A 26,291-nucleotide genomic window follows, 5' to 3' on the forward strand; every position below is an offset into this window, starting at 1 on the left:
CTGGATCAAGCACTCCACCCCGGCTTGGGCTTAGTCTCGGGCCATACCCAAGGAGGACCTTCATGAACATCCTGCTCGCTGTCGATGGCAGCCCCTACACCCAGAAGATGCTGGCCTACCTGACCTCGCACCCGGAGATCCTGGGTTCGGCCCACAGCTACAGCGCCATCACCGTCCAGCCCCAGCTGCCGGCCCGCGCGCGCGCCGCCCTGGGCAAGGACGTGGTGGACGAGTACTACGCCGAGGAGTCGACCAAGGTGCTGGACCCCGTGTGCAGCTACCTGGCCGAGCACGGCGTGCAGGCAGCCCGCCTGAGCAAGGTCGGCCCGATTGCCGACTCCATCATCAAGGCGGCCGAAGAAGGCAAGTTCGACCTTCTGGTCATGGGCACGCATGGCCACGGCACGCTGGGCCGCCTGGTCATGGGCTCGGTCAGCACCCAGGTGCTGGCCGGCAGCCAGGTGCCTGTGCTGCTGATCCGCTGATCGACCGCGCGATACGCTGCCCCGTGCACACGCAGCGCCCATAACCAGAAAAAGCAAAGCGCGGGCATCACGGCGCAATGAGGCAAGGACGGCTCCCCTGAGGGAGCCGTCTTTTTTTGCATGGTGCCTTCCCACCATCCTGCGGGCCTGCCGTCACCGGGCTGTCACAGCCGCCTCTTACAGTCGCGCGATTTGTCACACAGGGGGATGGTGAGCATGCGCGCGAGTACTTTGGATTGGCGGCACAAGGCGATTGCAACGGCCTGCCTGGCCCTGTGTGGCGCTGCATGGTCCGCGCCCTTCACCCCGGGCAACCTGGTGGCCTACCGCGTGGGCACGGGCACAGGCGCGCTGCCCGTGTTCCTGGATGAGTACCGCGTGGACGGCACCCTGGTGCAATCGCTGCCGCTGTCAGGCGGAGCGACGCCGCTGACGGCCAGCAGCAAGGGCTCGGAAGGCCTGCTCAACCGCTCGGACAATGGCCTGTGCCTGGTGGTTCCCGGCTATGCCGTGGCCACCGGCGGCACCGAGCCCAACGGCGTCACGGCAGCGGCGGCCCCGCGCGCCGTGGCCGTGGTGGGGTTCGACTCCGACGTGAAAAGCCTGCGCCCGCTCGGCACCACGGCCTTCAGCAAGGACACCATCCGCGCAGCAGCCAGCAGCGACTGCGGCGCCGTCTGGGCCAGCGGCAAGGGTACGGCCACGGCCAACAACGGCATCTGGCATGTGGCTGCCGACGGCACGGGCATCTCCCAACTGAACAGCAGCAATGTCCAGGGCCTGGCGGTCGCCGGCGGCCAGTTGATCGCCGCCATCAACGGCGGCTCGCTCAACCAGATCGGCACGAATTTGCCGACCACGGGCATCCAGACGGCCCTGCCCCTGGCGGGCCTGACGCCCTCCACCTACCGCGGCATCGCCTTCCTGCAACTCGATGGCGGCCCCGCCCTGGCGAACACCGTCTACGTGGCGGACAACGATACCGGCGCCATCCGGAAATTCCGCCTCTCGATGGACGGCACCAGCTGGCAGCCCGCAGGCTCCATTGCCGGCCTGTCCAAGGTCCACGGCCTGGCCGCCTTCGATACCGGCGGCGGCAATGTGATGCTGATGGCCACCGACACCACGGGCCGCCTGTACCGCGCCTTCGATCACGGCGGCTACGCCGGCACGCTGTCGGGCACGGCCGAGTCCATCGCCGCGCCGCAGGACGGCGTGTTCTATGGCGTGGCCTGGGCCCCGCTGGAGACCGTGCCGGCGACCGTGCCCGCCGCCCCCTCCAACCTGACGGCCACCCCGGCCGGCAACCGCGTGACGGCCGCCTGGGACGCCGTGCCGGGCGCAGCCTACTACGTGGTGGAGCTGTCGCAGGACAGCTTTGCATCGGTAGCCTCCACGGCCGTGGCCCTGGGCAACAGCCAGGCGCTGGAAGGCCTGCAGCCCGGCAGCTATACGCTGCGCGTGCGCGCCGTCAACGGCCTCGGCGGGAGCACGGCTGCAGTGAGCGTGCCTTTCATGGCCTCGGCCCCGCCGACGGCCTCGCTGCCCGAACTGACCGCGTTTTCCGGCGTGGTCGGCGACGCCAACGACCCGCTGGCCTCGGCAGGCATCGGCTTCACGGTGCAGGATGCGGGGGGCGCTGGCGGCGTACAGGTCACTGCGCGTTCGAGCAACCAGGCCGTGGTGGCCGACGCCGGCCTGGCCGCGTCCAACCAGGCCGGCAACGCCGTGCTCAGGATCACGCCCACGGGCGTGGGCTATGCCGACATCACCGTCACGCTGACCAACGCGGGCGGCGCCTCCGTCAGCCGCACCATCAAGTACGCGGCCTCGGCCAACACCGCAGCCAACACCAGCCCGCGCTGGCTGGCCGGGCGCTCGGACGCATCGACGGCCATCGTCATCGATGCCGCCACCATGCTGGTGGGCGACGACGAGGCGCCTGCCCAGGATGCCTCGGGCAATGCGCTGCCGGCCGGCAACTCCTTCTCGGCCTATGGCCCGGCCGGCGGGCTGCCCATCCAGCCGCTGATGCTGGACAGGACCGCCCTGGGCCTGGCCGATGCCGCCGCCTGCACCGCCCCCGGCCTCACGGGCCTGGACAGCTGCAAGAGCGACGAGGAAATGGACATCGAGGCCAGCTTTGCCCTGGGCAGCCGCGTGTACGTGGCGGGCTCGCACTCCAACAACAAGAGCGGCAAGTCGCGCACCGACCGCTGGCGCCTGGCGGCGATGGATGTGACCGGCTCCGGCGCCTCCACGGCGCTGACCGCCAGTGGCTACTACCGCTGGCTGCGCGAGGACCTGCGCAGCTGGGACGCGGCCGCGCATGACGGCCTTGCCGCCAACTACCTGGGCCTGGTGGCCAGCTCGGACGGCGGTGCAACCAAGGCGCCCGAGGCCGAGACGATGAGCGGCTTTTCCATCGAAGGCATGTCCACCAGCCCCGACGACGGCGCCGCATGGCTGGGCTTTCGCGCGCCGCTGGTGCCGGCGCCGGGCGCGCCCGCCGTCACGGCCGACGACGCCACGGGCCGCACGCATGCGCTGATCGTGCCCGTGACCAACTTCGCGGCCCTGCCTGCGGCCGATGGCGGCAGCAAGGGCAGCGCGTCCATGGGCCAGCCGATTCGCCTGGACCTGGGCGGCCGCGGCATCCGCGAAATCCGCAAGAACGCGGCTGGCGAGTACCTGATCATTGCCGGTCCCTCGGCCAGCGCCACGGGTACCGCGCCGCGCAACTTCCAGCTCTATTCCTGGGATGGCCGCGTGAACGGCGCAGGCCTGGCCCTGAACCTGCGCCCGCGCGCTGCCGACCTGGCCGCCATCACCGCGCCCCACACCGCCTGCTCGGCCGAAGGCATAGGCGCCATGCCCGCCAGCCTGGATGCGGGCGGCAGCGTGGACATCCTCAGCGACTGCGGCGATGCCGATTTCTACGGCGATGGCACCGTGGCCAAGGACCTGCCCCATGCCGCCTGGAAAAAGGCGCGCCTGGACAGCCTGGCGGTACCCGCCCTGTCCACCGTGGCCCTGTCCGCCCAGGCCGTGGACCAGACATCGGCCGTGGTCCAGGCCACGCCCAGCGTGGCCGGCAGCCTGCGCGCCGTGGCCCTGCCTGCCAATGCGCCCGTCCCCAGTTGGGAACAGGTCATGGCCGGCCTGGATGCCGCCGGCCTGCCGGCCCCTGCCAGCAACACGGTCAGCACCGCGGCCAATACCGCTGCCACGCTGTCCTTCACCGGCCTGGACCCCGCCGTGAGCTACCGCGTGCATGCGGTCAACCTGCCGGCATCGGGCACGGCCAGCGCGCCGGCTGTGCTGGCCCTGAGCAAGCCTGTGCCCATCGGCACGCAGATCGGCACGGGCAGCAACACGGCGGGCGTGAGCAACGGCACGGGCAATGTGGGTGCGGACCAATGGCAGTTCGCCTCGAACTCGGCAGGCTTTCAGCCTGCGCCCTCGCAAAGCCCGCTGCCGGGCAACCTGCGCCTGCCCTACGGCAGCCTGAGCTTCGTGCTCATGGGCGGCACGCCGGGCTCCATGGCCACCATCCGCATGGACCTGCCTGAAGCCGCGCCCGCCCAGGCCACGCTCTGGAAGTACGGCCCCACGGCCGCCACGCCCACGGCGCACTGGTATGAGCTGGCCGCGTCGGCCTACCGCTTCGCACCCGACCGCCGCTCGGTAAGCTTCGACATCACCGACGGGCAGACGGGCGACAGCGACCTAGCCGTCAACGGCGTCATCGTGGACCCCGTGGCGGTGGCCGCGCCTGCGGCCCTGCCGCCCGGCGCCACGGCCACCCCCGTGCCCGGCCTGTCCACACTGGCCCAGGCGCTGCTGGCGCTGGCCCTGGGCGGCATGGCCGCACTGCGCCGCCGCCGCGGCTGACGCCAGCACCGGCCAGCCCCCCCGCCAACACCGGCAGCGCCCGGTGCCCCTTCAAGCCCCTGCACGGTTCGCCGCGCAGGGGCTTTTTGCTGCGGCCTGGGAAAACCCTGAATCCACCGTGTTGACGGGGCTTGTTGCAAAAACAATAATTACCACGTTAACTAAATCCACACCATGCAGATTCAGCCCTTTCTCCTGGATGACGGCCTTGCGCTGGGCACGGTCTACGGCACGCTGCTCAACCAGCAGGCCACCGTGCAGCGCCTGTCGCCGCAGTTCGACAGCGCGCCCTACAAGGCCGCTCCGCGCGCCCCCGTGCTCTACCTGAAGCCGCGCAACACCTGGGCGCGCGATGGCGCTGCGGTGGCCGTGCCGGCCGATCCCGGCGAGGTCCGCGTCGATGCCAGCATCGGCCTGGTGATCGGCCGCAGCGCCACGCGCGTCAGCGAAGCAACGGCCCTGGACCATGTGGCCGGCTGGCTGATCGCCAGCGACCTCACGCTGCCGCACGAGAACTACTACCGCCCCGCCATCCGCCAGCGCTGCCGCGACGGTTTCTGCCCGCTGGGCGCCCTCGTTCGCGGCACAGGCTTTGACGCACAGGCGGCCACGCTCACGGTGTCCATCAATGGTGAACAGGTCTGGCAGCGCGGCTTTGCCGACCTGGTGCGCCCGCCCGCAAGGCTGCTGGCCGACGTGACCGAATTCATGACGCTGTCGCCCGGCGACGTGCTGCTGCTGGGCCCGGGCGAGGGCGCGCCGCTGGCGCGGCCCGGGGACCGCGTGGTCATCGAGGTGCCCGGCCTGGGCCGGCTCACGCATTCGGTGGCGGCAGAACAGGGAGCAGCAGCATGAAGCACGGACGCGTCATCCTCGAAGGACAGACCCTGCAGGTCACCGAAGGCCCGCACGGACAGGTGCAGCTGCCCGATGGCCGCCTGGTGGCGGAGACCGCCGTGCAGTGGCTGCCGCCGCTGCAGTTCGGCACGGTCTTCGCGCTGGGCCTGAACTATGCGGACCATGCCAAGGAAATCGCCTTCAACAAGGCGCCCGAGGAACCGCTGGTCTTCCTCAAGGGCCCGAACACGCTGAACGGCCACCACGGCCGCACGTACCGGCCCGCCGACGTGACCTACATGCACTTCGAGTGCGAGCTGGGCGTGGTCATAGGCAAGACCTGCCGCAACGTGCGCCGCGAAGACGCCTACGGCGTGGTCGCCGGCTACTGCACGGCCAACGACTACGCCATACGCGACTACCTGGAGAACTTCTACCGGCCCAACCTGCGCGTGAAGAACCGCGACGGCGCCACGCCCGTGGGCCCGTGGTTCGTCGATGCGGCCGATGTGCCCGACCCCATGAACCTGCGCCTGCGCAGCTGGGTCAACGGCGAGCTCAAGCAGGACGGCAGCACGCGCGACATGGTGCATGACATCCCCTCGCTGATCGCCCATCTGTCGGGCTTCATGACGCTGAACCCCGGCGACCTCATCCTCACCGGCACGCCCGACGGCGTGGCCGACTCCCGCGTGGGCGACGAGATCGTCACCGAGATCGAAGGCCTGGGCCGCCTGGTCAACACCATCGTCGGCGACGCGCCGGCCGCCTCCTGAACCCATCGCACACGCCAAGGAATCCCCATGCGCATTGACCACCTGATCGACGGCAAGGCCGTCGCCGGCAAGGACTACTTCGAGACCGTCAACCCCGCCACCCAGGAGGTGCTGGCCGAGGTTGCCGCTGGCGGCGAGGCCGAGGTGCAGGCCGCCGTCGCCGCCGCGAAGAACGCCTTCCCGAAATGGGCCAACACGCCCGCCACCGAACGCGCCAAGATCGTGCGCAAGCTGGGCGACCTGATCGCCCGCCATGTGCCCGAGATCGCGCAGACCGAGACCAACGACTGCGGCCAGGTCATCGCCCAGACCGGCAAGCAGCTGGTGCCGCGCGCGGCCGACAACTTCTACTACTTTGCCGAGATGTGCACGCGCGTGGACGGCCATACCTATCCCACGCCCACGCACCTGAACTACACCCTGTTCCACCCCGTGGGCGTGTGCGCGCTGATCTCGCCCTGGAACGTGCCCTTCATGACGGCCACCTGGAAGGTGGCGCCCTGCCTGGCCTTCGGCAACACGGCCGTGCTCAAGATGAGCGAGCTGTCGCCCATGACGGCCGCGCGCCTGGGCGAGCTGGCGCTGGAGGCCGGCATTCCGCCCGGCGTGCTCAACCTGGTGCACGGCTACGGCAAGGACGCGGGCGAGCCCCTGGTGCGCCACCGCGATGTGCGCGCCGTCTCGTTCACGGGCTCGACCCAGACCGGCAACCGCATCGTGCAGGCCGCCGGCCTCAAGAAGTTCAGCATGGAGCTGGGCGGCAAGAGCCCCTTCGTGATCTTTGACGACGCCGACTTCGAGCGCGCGCTGGATGCGGCCGTGTTCATGATCTTCTCCAACAACGGCGAGCGGTGCACGGCCGGCAGCCGCATCCTGGTGCAAAAGGGCATCTATGCGAAGTTCGTGGACCGCTTCGTGGAGCGCGCCAGGAAGATCACCGTGGGCGACCCGCTGGACGAGTCCACCATCGTCGGCCCCATGATCAGCGCCAGCCACCTGGCCAAGGTGCGCCACTACATCGAGCTGGGCCAGAAGGAAGGCGCCAGCATGCTGTGCGGCGGCCTGGACGCGCCCGTGCTGCCCGAGCGCGTGCGCAAGGGCAACTACGTGCTGCCCACGGTGTTTGCCGACGTGGACAACCGCATGCAGATCGCCCAGGACGAGATCTTCGGCCCCGTGGCCTGCATCATCCCCTTCAGCGACGAGGCCGAGGCCGTGCGCCTGGCCAACGATATCCAGTACGGCCTGTCCAGCTATGTCTGGACCGAGAGCGTGGGCCGAGCCCACCGCGTGGCCGCCGCCATCGAGGCCGGCATGTGCTTCGTCAACAGCCAGAACGTGCGCGACCTGCGCCAGCCCTTCGGCGGCACCAAGGCCTCGGGCACGGGCCGCGAGGGCGGCAGCTGGAGCTACGAGGTCTTCTGCGAGCCCAAGAACGTGGCCGTCTCGCTGGGCTCGCACCATATTCCGCACTGGGGCGTCTGAACGGGCGACCAGCGACAACGACAAAGAGAACCGAGGAGACAAGACATGCAACGCCGCCATTTCCTGCAATCCACCGCAGCCACCACGGCCGCAGCGCTGATGCTCCCGGGCCTTTCCCAGGCCCAGCCCGGCAGCGCGTCCGGCACCTGGCCCGCAAAGCCGCTGCGCATCATCGTGCCCTTCACGCCGGGCGGCACCACCGACCTGGTGGCGCGCCTGGTGGGCACCGAGCTGGGCAAGTCCCTGGGCCAGCCTGTGATCGTGGAGAACAAGCCCGGCGCGGGCACGGTGATCGGCGTGGACTATGTGTCCAAGCAGCCGGCCGACGGCTACACCCTGGTGTGCGTGGCCAACAGCTTCACGGCCAACAAGACGCTGGTGAAGAACCTGCCCTACGACACCACGCGCGACCTCAAGCCCGTGGCGCTGATGGGCCTGTCCGAGCATGTGCTGGCCACCCACCCGGGCAGCGGCCTGAAGACGCTGGCGGACCTGCGCAGCCGCGCCAAGGCCAGGCCCGGCGAGCTCAGCTATGCCTCGTTCGGCAACGGCACCTCGGCCCATCTGTCGGGCGCGCTGCTGTGCCAGGAGATGGGCATCGACATGGTCCACATCCCCTACAAGGGCCAGGGTCCGGCGCTGGCCGACCTGCTGGGCGGCCAGGTGGACGTGATGTTCGGCAACTGGCCCGAGTTCCGTGGCCATGTGCAAAGCGGCAAGCTGGTGGCCCTGGGCATGGCCACGCGCCAGCGCTCGCAGTTCGCTCCCCAGGTGCCCACGCTGGCCGAGCAGGGCGTGGCGCTGGAATCCAACTCCTGGCAGGGTCTGCTGGCACCCGGCGCCACGCCCGATGCGCTGGTGCAGCGCATCAACGCCGCCGTGGTCAAGGCCCTGGCCGAGCCCGCCGTGGTGGATGCCTTCGCGCGCGGCGGCATCGTCTCGCAGGCCGGCACGGCGCAGCAGTTCGCAGCCTTCGTCACCAGCGAAATCGCCAAGTACGAAGCCATCATCCGCCGCGCCAACATCACGCTGGGTTGAGGCCGGATCACCGGGAGACGCCATGAGCCTGTACACCATGCAGAAATTCCTGTTCCAGCTCAACCGCGAGCCAGAGGTGCAGCGGCGCTTTGCCGAGGACCGCGCCGCGCTGCTGTCCGAGTACGCGCTGGAGCCCGAGGAGTACGAAGCCATGTTCCACGGCGACATCGGCAAGCTCTACGTGCTGGGCTGCAACGGCCAGCTGCTGATGCACTTCGCGCCGCTGCTGGGCATGCCCTGGGCCGACTACCTGCAGGCCATGCGCGACGGCGTGCAAAAGCACGGACCGGTGCGCGCGGGCGTCTACGCCATGACCACCGGAACCAACGAAAAGATCGCAGGAGTTTGAGATGAGTCTGGTATTTGCAGGCGTTTGCAGCCACGCGCCCGGCATCACGGGCCGCGCACACCTGGCCGATCCGGCCACCAGGGATGCCTTCCATGCCGCCTTCCGCGACATGGGCGCACGGCTGGAGGCGGCCCGGCCCGACGCCGTGATCGTCATCGCGGCCGAGCACTTCGCCAACTTCTTCATGAACAACATGCCGGCCTATGCCATCGGCATGGCGGACCACTACGAAGGGCCCATCGAGGACCCGGCCTGGCTGGGCATAGAGCGCCACCGCATTCCCGGCAATGCCGAGCTGTCGCGGCGCCTGATCACCGAGGTCATGCAGACCGTGGACGTGGCCTTTGCCGAGGAGTGGAAGTTCGACCACGGCATCATGGTCCCGCTGCACTTTCTGACGCCGGCCTATGACAAGGACATCATCCCCGTCAACATCAACTGCCAGGGCCCGCCGCTGACGCCGCTGCACCGCGCCTGGGCCTTTGGCGAGGCCCTGCGCCGCGCCTGCGACAAGGCGCCCGAGCGCATCGCCATCGTGGGCACGGGCGGCATCTCGCACTGGCCGGCCACGCCCGACTCGGGCAAGGTCAACTGGGAGTGGGACCAGCAGTTCATGGACCGCTGGTGCCGCAACGACCGGGACGCGCTGCTGTCGTACACCGACGCCGAGACCTACCGCGACGGCGGCCATGGCGGCTTCGAGATCCGCAGCTTCATCGCCGTGGCCGCCGCCGCGCGCGGCGCGGGCCAGGTGCTGTACTGCCAGCCCATTCCCATCTTCGCCGTGAGCTGCACGGCCGCCACCATGGAGGTGGCCTGAATGCCGCACGTGGTCATCCTCTACACGGCCAGCCTGGACGCGCACACCGACATGACGCAGCTGTGCCGCGCCCTGGCCGACACCATGCTCACCGTGCGTGCCGAAGACGGCGCCCAGGTCTTTCCCACGGGCGGCACGCGCGTGCTGGCCTACCCCGCGCCGCACAGCGCCGTGGCCGATGGCGGGGCCGCGGGCCGTGCGGCCGGCGGCGATGGCGACTACGGCTTCATCTACATCAACCTGCGCATGGGCCGGGGCCGCTCGGCCGCCGTGCAGCAGCAGGCCGGCGACGCCCTGCTGGCCTGCGCGCGCCGCCATCTGCAGCCGCTGTTCGCGCAGCGCCACCTGGGCCTGACCGTGCAGGTCGATGAAAGCCCGGGCCAGGTGTATGACGGCAAGCACAGCACCCTCCACCCTCTGTTCGGGTGAGCCACCCCCTGAGTCGCTTCGCGCCTTCCCCCGTTGCACGGCGCCCTCTCTCGCTTCGCGGGAGGGGGACGACACCCTCGGTGCGGGACGGCCCTTCCTCGGTGTCCCTCCTTTGGAGCGCGCCAGTATCAAACGCCTCAAGTGAAGCAACAACGTACTGAATAACTGAAAAAATGTTTACCCAAGAACTGTTGACCCAACTGGCCCAGGAGCTGGACCGCAGCGAGAAGACGCGCGTGCAGGTCGAGCATTTCTCCAAGCGCTTTCCCGGCATGACCGTGGAGGATGGCTACCGCGTCTCGCGCGAATGGGTGCGCCTGCAGATCGCGGCGGGGCGCAAGGTGATAGGCCACAAGATCGGCCTGACCTCGCGCGCCATGCAGATATCGAGCCAGATCGACGAGCCCGACTACGGCACCCTGCTCGACAGCATGCTCTACCGCTGCACGCCGGGCCAGGTGCTGGACATCCCGGCCGCCCACTTCATCGCGCCGCGCGTGGAGGTGGAGCTGGCCTTCGTGCTCAAGGCGCCGCTGCGCGGCCCGGGCCTGCCCGGCGGCAGGGAGATCACGCTGCAGGACGTGCTGGACGCCACCGACCATGTGACGCCGGCCATCGAGATCATCGACGCGCGCATCGAGCAGTTCGACCGCCACACCAAGGCCATGCGCAAGGTCTACGACACCATCAGCGACAACGCAGCCAATGCAGGCATCGTCACCGGCGCCGGCCGCGCTGACCCCCAGGTGATAGACCTGCCCTGGTGCGGAGCCATACTGCGCTGCAACGGCGTGGTCGAGGAGACCGGCCTGGCTGCCGGCGTGCAGGGCCATCCCGCCATCGGCGTGGCCTGGCTGGCCAACAAGCTCTCGCCCTGGGGCGAAGCCCTGGAGGCCGGCCAGACCGTGCTGGCGGGCTCGTTCACGCGCCCCGTGGCCGCCAAGCCTGGCGACCTGTTCGATGCCGACTACGGCCCGCTGGGCCGGCTGCAGTTCCGTTTTGTCTAGGCGCCGTCGTCCCGACGCCTGCCCCGCCCTTATTGGAGATTTCCCATGCCGCTTGCACTGCGCGACCCCAGCCTGCTCAAGAACCTCTGCCTGATCGACGGCCAATGGCTGGCCGCCGACGATGGCAGCCGCATCGACGTCCACAACCCCGCCACGGGCGAAGCCGTCGGCCATGTGCCCCGCATGGGCGAGGCCGAGACGCAGCGCGCCATCGCCGCCGCCGAGCGCGCCTTCGCCCTCTGGAAGCAGCAGACCGCCGAGGCCCGCGCGCGCCTGCTGCATCGCTGGTTCGAGCTGATGATGGAGAACCAGGAGGACCTGGCCCTGATCATGACCAGCGAGCAGGGCAAGCCCCTGGCCGAGTCGCGCGGCGAGATCGCCTATGCGGCCTCCTACGTGCAGTGGTTTGCCGAGGAAGCGCGCCGCATCTACGGCTCCACCGTGCCCGCGCCCTGGGCCGACAAGCGCATCATCGTGACCAAGGAGCCCGTGGGGGTCTGCGCCGCGATCACGCCCTGGAACTTCCCGGCCGCCATGATCACGCGCAAGGTCGCGCCCGCCCTGGCGGCGGGCTGCACCATCATCGTCAAGCCCGCGCAGCAGACACCGCTGTCGGCCCTGGCCATGGCCGAGCTGGCCCAGCGCGCCGGCATTCCCGAAGGCGTGTTCAGCGTGATCACGGGCTCCTCGCGCGCCATCGGGGGCGTGCTCACGGCCAGCATGGCCGTGCGCAAGCTGACCTTCACGGGCTCCACCGAAGTGGGCCGCGTGCTGGCCGAGCAATGCGCGCCCACGCTCAAGAAGATGTCTCTGGAGCTGGGCGGCAACGCGCCCTTCATCGTCTTCGATGACGCGGACCTCGATGCCGCCGTGGAAGGCGCCATGGCCTCCAAGTACCGCAACACCGGCCAGACCTGCGTGTGCGCCAACCGCCTGCTGGTGCAGGACGGCGTGTACGACGCCTTCATGGCCAGGCTCAAGGTCGCCGTGCAGGCCCTCAAGGTGGGCAACGGGCTGGAGGCCGGCGTGGGCCAGGGCCCGCTGATCGACCAGGCCGCCGTGGACAAGGTCGAGGAGCTGGTGGCCGACGCCGTGAAGAACGGCGCCGAGGTCGTGCTGGGCGGCAAGCGCCATGCGCTGGGCGGCACCTTCTACGAGCCCACCATCCTGGCCAACGCCACGGACCGCATGCGCATTGCCAGGGAAGAGGTCTTCGGCCCCGTGGCGCCCGTGTTCCGCTTCAAGACCGAGGAAGAGGCCATCCGCATGGCCAACGACACCGAGTACGGCCTGGCCGCCTACTTCTACGCCCGCGACGTGGGCCGCGTGTGGCGCGTGGGCGAGGCGCTGGAGTACGGCATGGTGGGCATCAACAGCGGCATCATCAGCACGGCCGTGGCGCCGTTTGGCGGCGTCAAGCAGTCGGGCATGGGCCGCGAGGGCGGCGCCGCCGGCATAGAGGAATACCTGAGCACCAAGTACCTGTGCATGGGCCACTGAGGCCCGGACAATCACACCATGCAGACACCTGTGAACCGCTTCAAGGCCGCCATTGCGGCCGACCAACCCCAGATCGGCCTGTGGCTGGGCCTGGCCGACGCCTATTCGGCGGAAATCTGCGCGGGCGCCGGCTTCGACTGGCTCCTGATCGACGGCGAGCATTCGCCCAACGACACGCGCACCCTGCTGGCGCAGCTGCAGGCCATCGCGGCCTATCCCGACAGCCATGCCATTGCCCGCGTGCCCATGGGACACGGCGAGGTCGGCGAGATGCTGATCAAGCAGTACCTGGACATCGGCGTGCAGACCCTGCTCGTGCCCATGGTGGACACGGCCGAGCAGGCCGCACGCATCGTGCGCGCCGCGCGCTATCCGCAGGCCGACGGCCAGGGCGGCATCCGCGGCATGGGCGGCGCACGCGCATCGGCCTGGGGCCGGCGCGCCAACTACGCCCATGAAGCCAACGCCCAGGTCTGCGTGCTGGTGCAGGTGGAGACGCGCCAGGCGCTGGCCCACCTGGACGCCATTGCCGCCACCGAGGGCGTGGACGGCGTCTTCATCGGCCCGGCCGACCTGTCGGCCTCCATGGGCCACATCGGCAACCCCGGCCATCCCGAGGTGCAGGAGGCGATTGCCGACGCCATCGCGCGCATACGCCGCGCCGGCAAGGCGCCCGGCATCCTCACGCCCAACGAGGCCCTGGCGCGCAAGTACCTGGAGCTGGGCTGCACCTTCACGGCCGTGGGCCTGGACACCAGCGTGCTGGTGCAGGCCACCAGCGCGCTGGCTGCGCGCTTCAAGCAGGCAGCGGCCCCCGCGCCGAAAAGCCAGACCTATTGAGGCCCCGGCCTGACAAGGCGCGCGCAACGCCGCTCCGAGGAGGGAGCGGCGGCTGCATAGAATCCAGCCGACAGATGCTGCCGAACATGCCCCAGACCACGACCTCTTTTGCCCCCGAGCCGCTGCGCGCCTTCTCGCGCTCCCTGCCCATGGCGCTGCTGCGCGCACGCGAATCGGTCATGGTGCGCTTTCGGCCCATGCTGCGCGCCCATGGCCTGACCGAACAGCAGTGGCGCGTGCTGCGCGCCATGGCGGCGGTCACGCACAGGCTGCGGCCCATGGAGCTGTCGCAGGCCACCTACATCAGCATGCCCAGCCTCTCGCGCCTGCTCAAGACGCTGGAAGGCCGGCAGCTGGTGGAGCGCTCGCGCCACGCCAGCGACATGCGCGGCGCCGAGTTCGAGCTCACGGCGGCCGGCCACGCCATCGTGGCCGAGATCGCGCCGCATTCCTCCGAGACCTATGCCGAGATCGAGCGCCTGGTGGGCCATGAAGAGATCGAGCAGCTCTACGCCCTGCTCGACCAGGTCGTGCAGCGCCTGGGCGCGGCCGACGGCAGCCAGGCCGAGGAATAGCCGCCCCGGCACGCCGGTCGGGCACTGCCGGGCACAATCGCCCCATGCCGCAGCCGATTGCCGTCATCGACTTTGAAACCACGGGCATGGCGCCCGCCCAGGGCGCGCGTGCCACCGAGGTCGCCATCGTGCTGATCGAGGGCGGCCAGGTCGTGGACCGCTTCCAGAGCCTGATGCGCACGGGTGCCTGGATACCGCCCTTCATCACGCGGCTGACCGGCATCACCAATGCCATGGTCGCAGCCGCGCCGCCCGCCGAGGAGGTGATGCGCGATGCCGCCCGCTTCGTGGGCAGCGCGCCCATGGTGGCGCACAACGCGGCCTTCGACAGCAAGTTCTGGCAGTCCGAACTGGCCCTGGCCGGCGAGGCCGCGCCCCAGCCCTTTGCCTGCACCGTGCTGCTGTCGCGCCGCATCTATCCCGACGCGCCCAGCCACAGCCTGAGCCGGCTCACCGCCCACCTGGGCCTGCCCGTGGCCGAGCGTGCCCACCGGGCGCTGGCCGATGCCGAGATGGCCGCCGCCCTGCTGGCGCGCATGCAGCAGGACCTGTGCCGGCGCTATGCGCTGGCCTGGCCCGAGCATGCCCTGCTGATGCGGCTGCAGCGCTGCGCGCGCGCCCGCATGGCAGGCTGGCTGCAGGAGAACGCCGCGCCCGCCCAGATGCGCATGGCGCTGTGAGCCGGCACGGCGCACGCAAGGCAAAGACCTCCCTGGCCAAATCCCCATCGGCCGCATCTGCCGGCATCCGCACCCATAATGCACGGTTGCTGCCCGGCTACGGGCGCCCGTCCCAAACGCGGCAGCCCTGCTGCCGCCTTGCTGCCGCCTGGTTCTCGCACCCGTGAATTCCGCCCTGCCTCCTGCCGCCATGGCCAACCTGGCCCCTCAGGCCCCGTTCTCGTCGCGCGAGTTCCGCGACGCGCTGGGCCAGTTCGCCACGGGCGTGACCATCGTCACCGCGCGCAGCCCGCAGGGCCATCCGGTGGGCGTCACCGTGAGCTCGTTCAACTCCGTCTCGCTCACACCGCCGCTGGTGCTGTGGAGCATGGCGCTGTCGGCGGCCTCGCTGCCCGTGTTCCAGCATTGCTCGCACTACGCCATCCATGTGCTGTCGGCCTCGCAAAAGCCCCTGGCCGAGCTGTTCGCGCGCAAGGGCGTGGACCGCTTCGCCAACACTGCCTGGCGCAGCTCGGCACAAGGCGTGCCGCTGCTGACCGAAGCCACCACCGTCTTCGAGTGCCGCAACCGCCATCGCCATGAAGAGGGCGACCATGTGATCTTCATCGGCGAGGTCGAGCAGTGCAGCCACCAGGCCGGCCACACGCCGCTGCTGTACCACGCAGGCCGCATGCACACGGGCGGCCTGGGCTGAGCCCGGGCCCGCGGCGGCACTCTCTTCGCCTCTTTCGGCCACTCCCCCATTCCCGTTCCTTCCCGCCTCCGGGTAATCCCCGGTCCGGGAAATCGGTGTCTGCGCATATTGTATATACAGGCTTATACATCTGATCGCAGACCCATCCGCAGGCTGATGAAGCCTGTGGATGCGGCAGCCATTTCACCAATGACGGGGGGAGACAGCGCATGAGTTCACCATCTGCAGGCAGCCTGCACCGAGGGCTGTCGGCCCGCCATATCCGCTTCATGGCACTGGGCTCGGCCATAGGCACGGGGCTGTTCTACGGCTCGGCCAAGGCCATACAGCAGGCGGGGCCCTCGGTGCTGATCGCCTACCTGCTGGCGGGCGCGGCGGTCTACATGGTGATGCGCGCGCTGGGCGAGATGGCCGTGCACAACCCCGTGCCCGGCTCCTTCGGCCAGTACGCCAGCGACTACCTGGGGCCGTTCGCCGGCTTCGTCACGGGCTGGACCTATACCTTCGAGATGGTCATCGTCTGCCTGGCTGACGTGACGGCCTTCGGCATCTACATGGGGTTCTGGTTTCCCGAGGTGCCGCGCTGGATCTGGGTGCTGTCCATCGTCTGCTTCATCGGCGCGCTCAACCTGTGCTCGGTCAAGGTGTTCGGCGAGATGGAGTTCTGGCTGTCCCTGCTGAAGGTGGCGGCCATCATCGCCATGATCGGCGGCGGCCTGGGCATCATGGTGTTCGGCTTCGGCATGGCGGCCGACCAGGCACCCACCGGCGTGCAGAACCTGTGGGTGCACGGCGGCTTCATGCCCAATGGCGTCTCGGGCCTGATTGCCTCGCTGGCGGTGGTGGTGTTCGCCTTCGGAGGCATCGAGATCATCGGCATCTCGGCCGGCGAGGCCAAGGACCCGGCGCGCGTGATCCCGCGCGCCATCAACGCCGTGCCGCTGCGCATCCTGCTGTTCTATGTGCTCACGCTGTTCGTGCTGATGAGCATCTTCCCCTGGCCGCAGATCGGCAGCCAGGGCAGCCCCTTCGTGCAGATCTTCAGCGGCCTGGGCATTTCCTCGGCCGCCACCATTCTCAACATCGTGGTGATCTCGGCGGCCGTGTCGGCCATCAACAGCGACATCTTCGGCGCCGGCCGCATGCTCTACGGCATGGCGCACCAGGGCCAGGCCCCCGCCGGCTTCGGCCGTGTCTCGCGCCATGGCGTGCCCTGGATGACGGTGGTGGTGATGGCCGTGGCGCTGCTGGCCGGCGTGGTGCTGAACTACCTGATCCCCGAGGACGTGTTCCTGCTGATCGCCTCCATCGCCACCTTCGCCACGGTCTGGGTCTGGCTGATGATCCTGCTGTCGCAGTTCGCGGCGCGCCGCCGCATGAGCCCGCAGCAGGTGGCCGCGCTGAAGTTCCCGGTCCCGCTGTGGCCCGCCGCGCCGCTGGCGGCCATCGGCTTCATGCTGCTGGTGCTGGGCGTGCTCGGCTACTTCCCCCACACCCGTGCAGCCCTGGTCGTGGGCGGCCTGTGGATCGTGCTGCTGGGCGCTGCCTACCTGCTGTGGGTACGCCCCGCCGCCGCGCGTGCGCAGAGCGAGGCGATGCGGCCTGCGGCGAACGCGAACCCTTAGTCGAACTCGACCTCGGTGGCCACCACCATCGCGCCATCGACCGAGAGCCGGCCCTTGACCTCGACCACGCGCCCCACGGCAATTTGGGCAGCGCTGCCATCCTCGAAGCGCGCATTGCGATAGTCCACGCGCACGCCGCGCAGCTCGAAGATGCCGGCCAGGCTGTCGACAGCGGTGATGCGGCCCTCGATCTCGAAGCCATCGTCACTGTCCAGCCGCAGCTTGCGCTCGACCTCGGAGGCGCGAAGCACCCCGTCCTGGAACATGCCCTCGACCTCGACCAGGTCGCCCACGGCAAGGCCGGCGGGCAGGCGTGTGGCGCTGCCCGCGTCCACGCTCAGGCCGTCCACGACGAAGCGGGTCGGCGAGTCCATGCGGGTGATATGGCCGGTGACGTCGGCCTCCACGCCCGCCTGTTCGGGCAGCGTGGGACGCTGCACCGACAGTGCGGTGGCCACCCACAGGCCGGCGGCATCGGGCTGGCGCGCCAGGCGCAGGCTGACCACGTCGCCGGCAGCCAGCGCGGCGGCAACCTGCACGCCGCTCCAGTTGACGACGGCCTCGCCGATGCGCAGGGTGCGGCGCGACATGTCAACGGCATCCACAGGCGCGCGCAGGCGCCAGGGCTCGTCGGCGTCATCCTCGATCTCGATGCGGCTGGCAAGAATGCGGCCCTGCGCATCGCGCAGGCCGTGGACTTCCAGCACACGGCCGACCTGCAGCGCCGCCGCGCGGCCGTCCTCGAACACCGTGGCCGCATCGACGATCACGGTCTGGCCCAGTACGGTCAGCCGGTCGCCCACGACCGCGCTCAACGGACCTTCCAGATCGCTGCGCACAAGAATCTGGCGGGCCATGGCGCGCGCCACACCATCGCTGCCGGTGGTCACGGGGTCAGCCGTGACATGGACCGCCATGCCCAGCTTGAGCGCATCGCTGGCCAGCAGGACGCCATCGCCATCGGTGATCCGGGCCTGGCGCTCGTCATACCGCACCCCATTGACCAGGATGGAGCCGAAGCCGTCAATGGTGCCCGACGCATAGCTGGCGCTGGGAGTGACCGGCGTGGGGGCGGGCTTGTCAGCCCCGCCGCCGCCACCGCCGCAGGCGGCCAGCAGCACGGACAGCGAGAGCGCGCCAGCGCCCAGGGCCCGGTGCAATGGCGGGGCGGAGCGGGAAAAGCGAAGAAAATGCATGGTGTTCGATGCCAGAAAGAAACAGATGAAAAGGCACCGCGGCGGGGCCATCGGTGCAACCGCCTGCAGTGTCGGCAAAGGCGCCTAAACCGCGCATGAATGGCGCGTTCATGCACTGTTTAAGAACGTGCACATAAGATGCGTGGCCGTGAAACTCCGCCTCGCAATTGCTGCCTTGCTGGCCCTGCCGCTGGCGCCCGCCTCTGCCACCACGCCAGCGGAGCATGAAAGCGTGCGCCGCGAGGTGCAGTCCAAGCGCCTGCGGCCCTTGGCGGAAATCCTCCAGGACGTGCAGCAGCGCCACAAAGGGCGCGTCATCGACATCGAACTCGAGCGCGGCGCCGACGGCCGGCGCTGGTACGAAATCAAGCTCGCCAATGGCCAGCGCACGGAGATCTATATCGATGCAGTCACGGGACAGGACATCCCCCGGCCGGGCGCGACCACCGCCGTGCTGATACCCATGTCCGCCGTGGCGGCAGCCGTCACCCGCTTGCATCCCGGCACCGTGCTGCAGATCGAGCTGGAGGAAACGCGCAGCCCCAGGCCCTACTACGAGATCCAGCTGCTCACGCGCGAAGGCCGTGAGCAGCTGCTGCGCGCCGACGCCCAGACGGGCCGCATCCTGGCGGAGCCTGTCCTGAGCCGGGAGCAGGCCGCCACGCTGCAACCGCTGCCGCGCATTCTTGAGGAACTGGAGCGCAAGTACCAGGCCCGCGCCACAGAGGCCGAGCTCAAGATCGACGTCCGGCAGCGCGCCTACTACGAGGTCGAGTTGCAGCTGAGCGCCGGCCGCAGCATCGAAGTGCATGTGGATGCGTACAGCGGCCAGCCCATCGAAGAGGACGGACTGCGCTGATGCGGGTGCTCATCGTCGAAGACGACGCCGATCTTGCTGCAGGCCTGCAGGCCATCCTGCAGGAGGCCGGCATGCTGGCCGAGTGCTGCGCGGACGGCCGCCTTGCCCAGGAACTGGGCAGCGTCGAACACTATGACGCCGCCTTGCTGGACCTGGGGCTGCCAGGACAGGACGGCGTCTCGGTGCTGCGCCATTGGCGCGAGCAGGGCCGCTCCTTTCCCGTGCTGGTGCTCACGGCCCGCAACCGCTGGAGCGACAAGCTCACGGCCTTCCAGGCCGGCGCGGACGACTACCTGACCAAGCCCTTTCTGCACGAGGAGGTCGTCACGCGGCTGCGCGTGCTGCACCGGCGCGCAGCAGGCGGCAGCCGGCCCCTGGTGCAGATAGGCCCGCTGGCCTACGACACCATGGCAGACCGCTTCACGCTCGAAGGTCGGCCGCTTGCGCTGACCGCGCAGGAGCAACGCATCCTGAGCTTTCTGACCAACCGGCATGGACAGCTCGTCAGCCGCGCCGACATCAGCGAGCATGTCTACGCACGCGACCTGGACCCGGACTCCAACACCGTGGACGTGCTGGTCGGCCGCATCCGCCGCAAACTGTCCCCGCATGGCCTGATCCATACCGAGCGCGGACGGGGCTTTCGCCTGCAGCAGGCCAGCGGCGACCATGCGTCCTAGGCACTGGGGCCTGTCGGAGCGCCTGCTGGCACTGAGCCTGGTGGCCACGCTGGCCTGCGGCACGGCCGCCAGCTGGCTGCTGCGCGAGCAGTTGCACGATGCGGTGCTGCGCAGCTTCAAGGCCGGCCTGCAGGACCGCGCCGAGCGGCTGCAGGCCGAGCTGCAGTCCCCGGGGCCCCTGACCGGGCAGGGCACGCGGCTCAATCGCGGCGAGTTCGGCCGCATTTTCTCGGGCTGGTACTGGACACTGGAGCAGGACGGGCGGCTGCAGCAGTCGCGCTCGGTCTGGGACGACAGCCTGGAGCTGGACGACGCCCGTCCCTGGCCCCGGAACAAGGGCAGCGAGACGCTGCTGTCGCTGCGCGGGCCGCAGGGGCGCGAACTGCTGGGCCTGCGCCGCAGCTTCGATGTCGCGGGCCAGCGCGTGCAGTTGCACGTCTTCGGCCCGCTGGACGGTACGCGCCAGGAATGGCGCCGCATCGACCGCATCCTGCTGGTCACCGAGCTGGGCCTGGTCGCCGCGCTGCTGCTGTGCACGGTGGCGCTGGTGCGCCTGGGATTGCAGCCGCTGCGCAGCCTGCAGCAGGCGCTGCAGGACATGGAAGACGGCACACGCACGCAACTGGGGCGGCACTTCGGCCCCGACCTGGACCCGATTGCCGAGGCCGTGGACCAGGTGCTGCAGCGCAATGCCCAGGTCGTGGAGCGCGCGCGCCACCAGGCGGCCGACCTGAGCCATGCGCTCAAGAAGCCGCTGGCCGTGCTCGGCATCCAGGCACGCGGCCATCAGGTCGATGGCCCGTGGCTGCGTGACCAAGTACAGGCCATGTCCCACACCATCGACCGCCATCTGGCGCGCTTCGCCAGCGGCGCCGGCAGCGCGGGCAGCGTGGCGCTGGATGAGGTGCTGGCCCGGCTGCTGGATGCCATGCGCCAGATCCACGCCCAGCGGCGCCTGTCCTGGTCCATCCAGACCTCCACGCCGCTGCCCGGCCATGGGCTGCGCTGGCGCGGCGCGGCCTCGGACCTGGAGGAGATGGCGGGAAACCTGCTGGACAACGCCGGCAAGTGGGCGCGCAGCCGCGTCACGCTGGCCGTGTGCCAGGATGGCACGACGACGCTGCTGCAGATCGATGACGACGGCCCAGGCCTGGCGCCGGAGCATCTCGCGCAGGCCATGGAGCGCGGTGTCCGCTTCGACGAACAGGCCCAGGGCCACGGCCTGGGCCTGGCCATCGTGCGCGACATCGCCGAGACCTATGGTGGATCGCTGGAGATGGGGCCGAGCCCGCTGGGCGGGTTGCGCTGCACGCTGCGCCTGGGCTGAGCACGGCGCCGGGCGGCGCTCAGCGCGCGGCGTCGGGCAGTTCGATCTTGACTTCGAGCACTTCCAGGTTTTCCTGGCGCTCCAGGTGCACCTTGATGTCGTTGACGTCGATGTCCACGTACTTGGAGATCACCGCCATCAGCTCCTTTTGCAGCGCAGGCAGGTAGTCGGGACCGCCGCCGTTGCCGCCCACGCGCTCACGCGCGAGGATGATCTGCAGGCGCTCCTTGGCCACCGAGGCCGTCTTCTTCTTTTCTCCGAGCAGGAAAGAGAGCATGGACATGGCCGCTTACCTCCCCCCGAACATGCGTTTGAAGAAGCCGGGCTTTTGCGCTTCGGTGAAGCGCATGGGCTTTTCCTCGCCCAGGAAGCGTGCCACCACGTCCTGGTAGGCCTCGGCCACGTCCGAGCCCTGCATGTGCACGGCGGGAATGCCCTGGTTGGAGGCCTGCAGCACGGTTTCGGACTCGGGCACGACGCCGATCAGCTCGATGCGCAGGATGTCCTGGATGTCCTCCAGCGACAGCATCTGGCCGTCCTGCACGCGGTTGGGGTTGTAGCGCGTGATCAGCAGGTGTTCCTTGACGCTCTCGCCCGCAATGGCGCGCGCGGTCTTGGAGCTGAGCATGCCCAGGATGCGGTCGGAGTCGCGCACGGAGGAGACTTCGGGGTTGGTCACGACCAGGGCCTCGTCGGCGAAGTGCATGGCGATCAGCGCGCCGCTTTCGATGCCGGCCGGCGAGTCGCAGACGATGTACTCGAAGTCCATGCCTGCCAGGTCGTCCAGGATCTTCTTGACGCCGTCCTGCGTGAGCGCATCCTTGTCACGCGTCTGGGAGGCGGCCAGCACGAAGAGGTTGTCGCACTGCTTGTCCTTGATCAGGGCCTGGTTGAGGTTGGCCTCGCCCTGGATGACGTTGATCAGGTCGTAGACCACGCGGCGCTCGCAGCCCATGATCAGGTCCAGGTTGCGCAGGCCCACGTCGAAATCGATGACGGCGGTCTTGTGCCCGCGCAATGCGAGGCCCGATGCGAAGCTGGCGCTGGTGGTGGTCTTGCCCACGCCACCCTTGCCGGAGGTCACGACGACTATTTTGGCCATGTTTGCACGGTTCCTTAAAGACTGGAGAGCAAAGAAGAAGGGTCCGGTGTCATACCGGCTCGATGAGGATTTTCTCGCCGTCGAGACGCACCTTGGCGGGCCTGGCGGCCACATCCGCGGGGAGATCGGTCTCGATTGTGCGATAGATGCCGGCAATCGACAGCAGCTGTGCTTCCATGCAGGTGCTGAAGATGCGCGCCTCGGTGTTGCCGCGCGCCCCGGCGATGGCCCTGCCGCGCAGCGGCGCGTAGACATGGACGTTGCCGTCGGCGATGACTTCGGCACCATAGCTGACCATGGCCAGCACCACGATGTCGGTGCCGCGCGCATAGACGCGCTGGCCCGAGCGCAGCGGCTTGTCCACGATGAGGGCGTCGGCCTGGGGAGCAGGCACCTCGCGCACCACCTCGATCTCGCGCACGACTTCCTGGATCTCGATCTCGGGCACCGAGGGCCGCACGGGTGCGGCCTCGGGCGCGGGCGCCAGGCCTGCGGCACGCGCCGCCTCCATCTGCGCGGGGCTGCCGCCGCGCACGGCCACGGGCACGGTGCGGTGAAAGCGCAGCGCCTCCACGAGCACGGCGAAGTCGATGGACTCCTCGGCCTCGCGCACATGGGCCAGGTCGATCAGCACGGGGTCGTTGTCGAAGAAATCCGGGTCGTCGGCCAGGCGCTGGGCCAGGTCGGCCACGAGCGCACGTACGTCGGTATCCCGCAGGGTCACGGCCACCACGGGCAGCTGCGCGCTCTTGAAGTCGAAGCTGGGGCGGGCAGTACTCGTCGTTTCAACGGCCATGGGACTGGGAGTGCGGTGGATGGGAGAGTTGCCTCTCGACGCGCAAAGTGTACTGTGTGTGCAGTACATGGGCGCCCACTCCCGCCGGGAGGCCGGCACCGGGGAGTGTCCATTTGTGTTGTGTCACACACGGCCCATGCCCCCGTGGCGGGGGCCGGGCGGGCCCGGTCACTGAAACCGGGGCTTACGCTTCTCCACGAAGGCCATCACGGCCTCGCGGTGGTCGGCGGTCTTGTGGGCCAGGGCCTGGTAGCCGGCGGACAGCTCCAGCAGCGATTCCAGCGTGCTGTGCTCGCCCTCGCGCAGCAGGCGCTTGGTCATGCGCATCACGGCGCCGGGGTTGGCGGCGATCTTGTCGGCCAGCGCGCGTGCCGTGGGCAGCAGCTGGTCGGCCGGCACGACGCGGCTGACCAGGCCGCAGGCCAGGGCCTCCTGCGCGTCGATGGCCTCGCCCGTGAACGCCATCTCGGCCGCCTTGGCGCGGCCCACGGCGCGCGGCAGCAGCCAGGCGCCGCCGTCCCCGGGGACGATGCCCACGCGCACGAAGCTCTCGGCAAAGGTGGCCGTCTCGCTGGCGATGCGGATGTCGCACATGCAGGTCAGGTCCAGCCCCGCGCCGATGGCCGGGCCGTTGACGGCGCAGATCACGGGCACGTCCAGCTGGGTCAGGGCGCGCGGAATGCGCTGTATGCCCTGGCGGTACTCCTCGCGGATGGCGTCGGGCGTGAGCGCGTCGTCGAAGAAGCGCTGCATGTCCTTGACGTTGCCGCCCGAGCTGAAGATGGGGCCGGCGCCCGTGAGGATGACGGCCTTGACCGAGGCGTCGCGCCGGATCTCGTCGCAGACCTGCACGAATTCCTCCACGGCCGTGTTGCCCGTGAGCGCATTGCGCGTCTCGGGCTGGTTCATGGTGAGGGTCCAGATGGCGCCGTCGCGGGCGATGTTCAGAAAGGACATGGAGAAGACTCCTTGAGCAAGGGTTTATGCGGTGATGTCGGTGGTCGAACGGATCAGGTCCAGCGTGCTGCCCGCGTGGCCATGGACCAGCGCGGCGCCTGCCACACCGTGCCAGTACGACTCGGAGCCGGCCGTCTGGCGCCAGGCATGCAGGCGGCGCGTGAACAGTTGCAGGTCGTATTCCTCGGTAAAGCCCATGGCGCCGTGGATGGCGTGGGCCGCCTCGGCCACGACCAGCGCGGCCTGGCTGCAGCGCGCCTTGGCCACGGCCACGCGCAGCCGATCGGGGAAGATGCCCTGCCCCGCGCAGCCCAGCCGGGCCGCCATGCGCGCGGCGAAGACATGCTCGCTCATCACCGCCAGCTGGTGCTGTATGGCCTGGAACTTGCCGATGGGGCGCCCGAACTGCTGGCGCTCGTTCGCGTACTGCAGCGTGCGCTGGAACACCTCCATGAGCGCGCCCGCCAGCTGCGCCGCCACCAGGCCGGCCTGCAGCGTGCGCAGGTCCAGCCCATCCGGCAGGGCGATAGCGGGAGCAGGTGCTGCGCGGACCTGATCGGCGCTCCAGCGCAGGTTCACGTCCAGGCAGAAGGCCGCCGGCTCGGACTGCGCCTGCGCCACGGGCAGCAGGCTCCAGCCCTGCGCATGCTGCACCAGCGCGCTGTCCGCCACCGCGCCCAGGCGCACGGGTGCGCAGTGCAGGCTGCCATCCGGCTGGAGCAGGCCTTGCGCCAACGCGATGGCGCCTGGTGGACGCTCCGCCCCCGCGCCAGCCAGCAGCGCGCGCGCCAGCATGGTCTCGCCCAGCGGCACGGGCAGCGCATGGGCGCCGGCCAGCGACCACACATCGAACAGCTGCGCCAGCGCCAGCCCCGCGCCGCCCGCGTGCTCAGGCACCAGGGCATCGGCAAAGCCGGCCTGCTCCAGCGATTGCCACAGCGCCCGGGGCGAGCCCCCGGCCTCGATGGCGCGCACCCGCGCGGGCGTGCACTCGCCCTGCAGCAGCTGGCGTGCGGCATCGGCAAACAAATCGTCTTCCATGTCTCTCTCCATTCATGACACATGACGCCAGGCCTTGGGCGTTCCGTTTGAAACTGGCGCGCCCCAACTCAGGGGGAACCTTATTCAACGCAGGCCGAGGCCACGCGCGATCATTCCGCGCAGGATGTCGCGCGTGCCGCCGCGCAGCGAGTACGAAGGTGCCACCTCCGTCACGTAGTTGAGGGTGCGCAGCAGCTCCAGCGGAACCTCGGACGCCTCGCGTGCGAACAGGTCGTCGGCAATGGCGGCGGGAATGGACTGCTCCAGCGTCGTGCCCAGCTCCTTGACCAGGGCCGCCTCGACGATGGGGCTTTCGCCGCGCACCAGCTTGTCCTGCACGGCCACCGACATGGCGCGCAGCGGGGCCAGCTCGGTGAACACGCGGCCGGCCAGGCGCAGCGCGCCTTCGCTGCGCTCGCCCGTTGCACGCAGCCAGGCCAGCCATTCGTCGAACAGCACGATGCTGGAGAACAGCCGCTCGGGCCCGCTGCGCTCGAAGGCCAGCTCGGCCGTGACCTGCTCCCAGCCCTGGCCTTCCTGGCCGATCAGGGCGCCGGGCGGCAGCTGCACGTTGTCGAAGAAGACTTCACAGAAATGGCTGTCGCCCGAGAGGTCGGTGATGGGCCGCACGGTCACGCCCGGCAGCGACAGGTCCACGATGACCTGGGACAGCCCCTTGTGCCGGTCACCCGCCTCGCCCGAGGTGCGCACCAGGGCGATCATGTAGTGGCAGTGGTGGGCGTTGGTGGTCCAGATCTTCTGGCCGTTGAGCACGAAGCCCTTGCCGTTCGGCACGGCGCGCGTCTTCACGCTGGCCAGGTCCGAGCCCGCGCCGGGCTCGCTCATGCCGATGCAAAAGAAGGCCTCGCCCCGGCAGATGCGCGGCAGGTAGAACTGCTTTTGCGCCTCGGTGCCGTACTTGAGGATCAGCGGGCCGCTCTGGCGGTCGGCAATCCAGTGCGAGCCCACGGGCGCGCCGCAGGCCAGGTATTCCTCCACCAGCACGTATCGCGTGAAGGCGCTGCGCCCGCCACCGCCGTACTCGCGCGGCAGGGTGACGCCTATCCAGCCCTTTTCGCCCAGTTGCCGGCTCAATTCGGCGCTGTAGCCGCCCCAGGAGCGCGCACGCACATGGGGCGGCAGGCCGCTTATGGCCTGGGCGAGGAAGGCGCGCACCTCGGCGCGCAGGGCTTCGTCCTCGGCGGGGATGCGGGTCAGGGCAAGGGAATCAAGCACGCTCATTGCAGGGCTCCATGGTTGGACCCCACTCTAGGCAGCCGGTCTGTCGCAGTCCAATAT

General features: G+C 69.5%; 25 protein-coding genes and 1 pseudogene. 19 read left to right on the forward strand and 7 right to left on the reverse strand.

Annotation, left to right across the window (positions count from 1 at the left end):
* The first annotated feature begins 62 nt into the window (after positions 1 to 62).
* The 16 genes and pseudogenes from ACF8LI_RS15920 (at position 63) to ACF8LI_RS15995 (ending at position 17,034) form a co-directional block, all read left to right on the forward strand.
* The gene (locus ACF8LI_RS15920; protein WP_016447345.1) at positions 63 to 485 is read left to right on the forward strand and encodes a universal stress protein; all 423 of its coding nucleotides are present in this window, start codon (positions 63 to 65) and stop codon (positions 483 to 485) included.
* Between the two features lie 216 nt (positions 486 to 701).
* Positions 702 to 4,379: an IPTL-CTERM sorting domain-containing protein gene (locus ACF8LI_RS15925; RefSeq protein WP_392413302.1), complete on the forward strand. Its 3,678-nt coding sequence runs from the start codon at positions 702 to 704 to the stop codon at positions 4,377 to 4,379.
* A gap of 174 nt (positions 4,380 to 4,553) precedes the next feature.
* On the forward strand, positions 4,554 to 5,234 hold the full coding sequence (locus tag ACF8LI_RS15930) for a fumarylacetoacetate hydrolase family protein (protein WP_392413304.1): 681 nt from the start codon (positions 4,554 to 4,556) through the stop codon (positions 5,232 to 5,234).
* Complete coding sequence (locus ACF8LI_RS15935; RefSeq protein ID WP_392413306.1) at positions 5,231 to 5,992, forward strand: fumarylacetoacetate hydrolase family protein; 762 nt, start codon at positions 5,231 to 5,233, stop codon at positions 5,990 to 5,992. Before ACF8LI_RS15930 ends, ACF8LI_RS15935 begins: the two co-directional genes overlap by 4 nt.
* Before the next feature lie 27 nt (positions 5,993 to 6,019).
* Positions 6,020 to 7,477 (forward strand): 5-carboxymethyl-2-hydroxymuconate semialdehyde dehydrogenase, encoded by a 1,458-nt coding sequence (gene hpaE, locus ACF8LI_RS15940; protein WP_016447341.1) that lies wholly within the window; start codon positions 6,020 to 6,022, stop codon positions 7,475 to 7,477.
* A gap of 42 nt (positions 7,478 to 7,519) precedes the next feature.
* Positions 7,520 to 8,515, forward strand: a pseudogene (locus tag ACF8LI_RS15945) (tripartite tricarboxylate transporter substrate binding protein); the annotation flags it as partial.
* Between the two features lie 22 nt (positions 8,516 to 8,537).
* Positions 8,538 to 8,864, forward strand: coding sequence for an aromatic ring-opening dioxygenase subunit LigA (locus ACF8LI_RS15950; protein ID WP_203400213.1), 327 nt, complete (start codon positions 8,538 to 8,540; stop codon positions 8,862 to 8,864).
* Between the two features lies 1 nt (position 8,865).
* Positions 8,866 to 9,684 (forward strand): extradiol ring-cleavage dioxygenase, encoded by an 819-nt coding sequence (locus tag ACF8LI_RS15955; RefSeq protein ID WP_392413308.1) that lies wholly within the window; start codon positions 8,866 to 8,868, stop codon positions 9,682 to 9,684.
* Positions 9,685 to 10,113 carry a 5-carboxymethyl-2-hydroxymuconate Delta-isomerase gene (locus ACF8LI_RS15960; RefSeq protein WP_097204787.1) on the forward strand — a complete coding sequence of 143 codons (429 nt, stop codon included), beginning with the start codon at positions 9,685 to 9,687 and terminating at the stop codon, positions 10,111 to 10,113.
* Positions 10,114 to 10,286: 173 nt separating this feature from the next.
* Positions 10,287 to 11,120 carry a 2-oxo-hept-4-ene-1,7-dioate hydratase gene (gene hpaH / locus ACF8LI_RS15965; RefSeq protein WP_392413311.1) on the forward strand — a complete coding sequence of 278 codons (834 nt, stop codon included), beginning with the start codon at positions 10,287 to 10,289 and terminating at the stop codon, positions 11,118 to 11,120.
* Positions 11,121 to 11,165: 45 nt separating this feature from the next.
* Positions 11,166 to 12,620, forward strand: a complete 1,455-nt coding sequence (locus ACF8LI_RS15970; RefSeq protein ID WP_016452253.1) for an NAD-dependent succinate-semialdehyde dehydrogenase — start codon at positions 11,166 to 11,168, stop codon at positions 12,618 to 12,620.
* Positions 12,621 to 12,638: 18 nt separating this feature from the next.
* The gene (locus tag ACF8LI_RS15975; protein ID WP_012202038.1) at positions 12,639 to 13,460 is read left to right on the forward strand and encodes an aldolase/citrate lyase family protein; all 822 of its coding nucleotides are present in this window, start codon (positions 12,639 to 12,641) and stop codon (positions 13,458 to 13,460) included.
* 86 nt (positions 13,461 to 13,546) lie between these two features.
* Positions 13,547 to 14,035, forward strand: coding sequence for a homoprotocatechuate degradation operon regulator HpaR (gene hpaR, locus ACF8LI_RS15980; protein ID WP_016447335.1), 489 nt, complete (start codon positions 13,547 to 13,549; stop codon positions 14,033 to 14,035).
* Positions 14,036 to 14,079: 44 nt separating this feature from the next.
* Positions 14,080 to 14,715, forward strand: a complete 636-nt coding sequence (locus ACF8LI_RS15985) for a PolC-type DNA polymerase III (RefSeq protein WP_016447334.1) — start codon at positions 14,080 to 14,082, stop codon at positions 14,713 to 14,715.
* Between the two features lie 190 nt (positions 14,716 to 14,905).
* Positions 14,906 to 15,409, forward strand: coding sequence for a flavin reductase family protein (locus tag ACF8LI_RS15990; protein WP_016452255.1), 504 nt, complete (start codon positions 14,906 to 14,908; stop codon positions 15,407 to 15,409).
* 209 nt (positions 15,410 to 15,618) lie between these two features.
* A complete protein-coding gene (locus ACF8LI_RS15995) occupies positions 15,619 to 17,034 on the forward strand; it encodes an amino acid permease (protein WP_216294548.1) in 1,416 nt (471 codons plus the stop codon).
* On the opposite strand, the gene ACF8LI_RS16000 is transcribed toward ACF8LI_RS15995, so the two are convergent.
* The gene (locus ACF8LI_RS16000) at positions 17,031 to 18,230 is read right to left on the reverse strand and encodes a DUF5666 domain-containing protein (RefSeq protein ID WP_099735020.1); all 1,200 of its coding nucleotides are present in this window, start codon (positions 18,228 to 18,230) and stop codon (positions 17,031 to 17,033) included. The genes ACF8LI_RS15995 and ACF8LI_RS16000 overlap by 4 nt on opposite strands.
* Positions 18,231 to 18,378: 148 nt before the next feature.
* Between ACF8LI_RS16000 and ACF8LI_RS16005 the strand changes: the two genes are divergently transcribed.
* From ACF8LI_RS16005 to ACF8LI_RS16015, 3 genes are read left to right on the forward strand one after another with little or no spacing between them, the layout of a single operon-like run.
* Positions 18,379 to 19,089, forward strand: coding sequence for a PepSY domain-containing protein (locus tag ACF8LI_RS16005; RefSeq protein ID WP_392413314.1), 711 nt, complete (start codon positions 18,379 to 18,381; stop codon positions 19,087 to 19,089).
* Entirely contained in the window at positions 19,089 to 19,769 is a 681-nt protein-coding gene (locus ACF8LI_RS16010; RefSeq protein ID WP_013800000.1) for a response regulator transcription factor, read from the forward strand. The genes ACF8LI_RS16005 and ACF8LI_RS16010 overlap by 1 nt, the downstream gene beginning before the upstream one ends.
* Complete coding sequence (locus ACF8LI_RS16015) at positions 19,759 to 21,096, forward strand: sensor histidine kinase (protein ID WP_392413316.1); 1,338 nt, start codon at positions 19,759 to 19,761, stop codon at positions 21,094 to 21,096. Before ACF8LI_RS16010 ends, ACF8LI_RS16015 begins: the two co-directional genes overlap by 11 nt.
* Positions 21,097 to 21,115: 19 nt before the next feature.
* Here the strand turns inward: ACF8LI_RS16015 and minE are convergent, their stop codons facing one another.
* The 6 genes from minE to ACF8LI_RS16045 form a co-directional block, all read right to left on the reverse strand.
* Entirely contained in the window at positions 21,116 to 21,379 is a 264-nt protein-coding gene (gene minE, locus ACF8LI_RS16020; protein ID WP_016447328.1) for a cell division topological specificity factor MinE, read from the reverse strand.
* Positions 21,380 to 21,385: 6 nt separating this feature from the next.
* Positions 21,386 to 22,198 (reverse strand): septum site-determining protein MinD, encoded by an 813-nt coding sequence (minD, locus tag ACF8LI_RS16025; protein ID WP_016452260.1) that lies wholly within the window; start codon positions 22,196 to 22,198, stop codon positions 21,386 to 21,388.
* 49 nt (positions 22,199 to 22,247) lie between these two features.
* Positions 22,248 to 22,994: a septum site-determining protein MinC gene (gene minC, locus ACF8LI_RS16030; protein WP_392413318.1), complete on the reverse strand. Its 747-nt coding sequence runs from the start codon at positions 22,992 to 22,994 to the stop codon at positions 22,248 to 22,250.
* A 168-nt stretch (positions 22,995 to 23,162) separates the two neighbouring features.
* Positions 23,163 to 23,951: a crotonase/enoyl-CoA hydratase family protein gene (locus tag ACF8LI_RS16035; protein WP_126311557.1), complete on the reverse strand. Its 789-nt coding sequence runs from the start codon at positions 23,949 to 23,951 to the stop codon at positions 23,163 to 23,165.
* Positions 23,952 to 23,975: 24 nt separating this feature from the next.
* Entirely contained in the window at positions 23,976 to 24,992 is a 1,017-nt protein-coding gene (locus ACF8LI_RS16040) for an acyl-CoA dehydrogenase family protein (RefSeq protein WP_392413320.1), read from the reverse strand.
* Between the two features lie 84 nt (positions 24,993 to 25,076).
* Positions 25,077 to 26,234, reverse strand: a complete 1,158-nt coding sequence (locus ACF8LI_RS16045) for an acyl-CoA dehydrogenase family protein (RefSeq protein WP_392413322.1) — start codon at positions 26,232 to 26,234, stop codon at positions 25,077 to 25,079.
* Between the last annotated feature and the right edge of the window lie 57 nt (positions 26,235 to 26,291).

It is taken from the genome of Delftia sp. WSY_12, from assembly GCF_043104645.1.
In the GTDB taxonomy this organism is placed as follows: Bacteria; Pseudomonadota; Gammaproteobacteria; order Burkholderiales; family Burkholderiaceae_C; genus Comamonas; species Comamonas tsuruhatensis.